Annotated in this window: 1 protein-coding gene; it reads left to right on the forward strand. The window is 39.9% G+C overall.

The annotated features are described in order from the left end of the window. A partial coding sequence (locus DMZ43_RS14815; RefSeq protein ID WP_131509087.1) for an OmpA family protein occupies positions 1-1,364 on the forward strand: 1,364 nt, incomplete at both ends.

The following is a 1,364-nucleotide window of genomic DNA, read 5'->3' on the forward strand; positions in this document are numbered from 1 at the left end:
AATCCAGACTATCTACCAAAGATATTAGAAAAAGGCAAGAAGTTCAATATCCAAAATATGGGCTTTAACAGCAAGTATTCTGACTTTGGAGGAACGCTACAAGACGGTAAGCTGTACATTACATCAGCAAGAAACACCTCACGTAGAACCTATGGCTGGAACGAAGAGCCATTTTTAGATATTTATGAAATGTCAAAGAATGCAGATGGAACTTATCTAGCAGCAGCATTAGTAGAAGATAAGGTAAACACAAAGTATCATGAAGGACTGGTATCATTTTCACCAGATGGAAATACAATGTACTTTTCAAGAGAAAGTTTCTTTGAGAAGATGTACGAGAAAGATTCCATCACCAAAAACAGATACAGTGTACTGCAATTGTTCAAAGCAACCAAAGAAGGCGATAAGTGGAGCAATGTAGAAGGCTTTGCAATCAACAGTGAGAACTACTCAGTAAAAAACCCATCAGTAAGCGCAGACGGAAAGACATTATACTTTGCATCTAATATGCCAGGTGGCTATGGTCTTTTTGATATCTACAAGGCAAGCATCAACGATGATGGTACATTAGGAGAAGCAGAGAACCTAGGACAGAAGGTAAACACGCAAGGACAAGAGATGTTTCCTTATATAAGCAGTAACGGAACGCTGTACTTCTCATCAAACGGTCACTTGGGCTTAGGAAACCTAGATGTATTCCATACCAAGGAGATAGACGGTAAGATGGCACCAGTTAGAAACATAGGAGTGCCAATCAATAGTAATGCTGATGACTTTGCATTTAGATTAGATGAAGAAAGCGGAGAAGGCTTTGTCTCATCAAACAGAGAAGGTGGAGTAGGAAGCGATGATATTTATGCTATTAAGAAACTACAACCATTATGTGATGTACTTATCACAGGAACAGTAACCGATTCAAAGACAGGTAACCCAATTAACGCAGCATCAGTAACGATGTATGATAGTAAGGGGAATAAAGTATTGTCAAAAGTAACCGATTCGGACGGTACTGTAGAGTTCATTGTAGAGTGCGGAGAAGGTTCAGCCCTTGAGGTGTCTATGGACGGATATGAGAGTAAAAGAGTAACAGTAGAAGGCTCAGAGGAAGAAGAAGTAGCAGTAGCTATAGCACTAGACCCAATAGAAGAGATAGTGGCAGTGGACAGAGTAAACTTAGACCCAATTTATTTTGATTTTGACAAGTCTAACATTACCTCACAAGCAGCATTTGAGTTGGACAAGTTGGTACAGGTGATGCAAAAGTATCCAGAGATGGTTATCTCAGTATCGTCACATACAGACAGTAGAGGATCAGCATCATACAACATGGCCTTATCGGACAGGAGAGCAAAGACAACAGTATC

Source organism: Meridianimaribacter sp. CL38, assembly GCF_004328055.1.
Taxonomy (GTDB): domain Bacteria; phylum Bacteroidota; class Bacteroidia; order Flavobacteriales; family Flavobacteriaceae; genus Gaetbulibacter_B; species Gaetbulibacter_B jejuensis.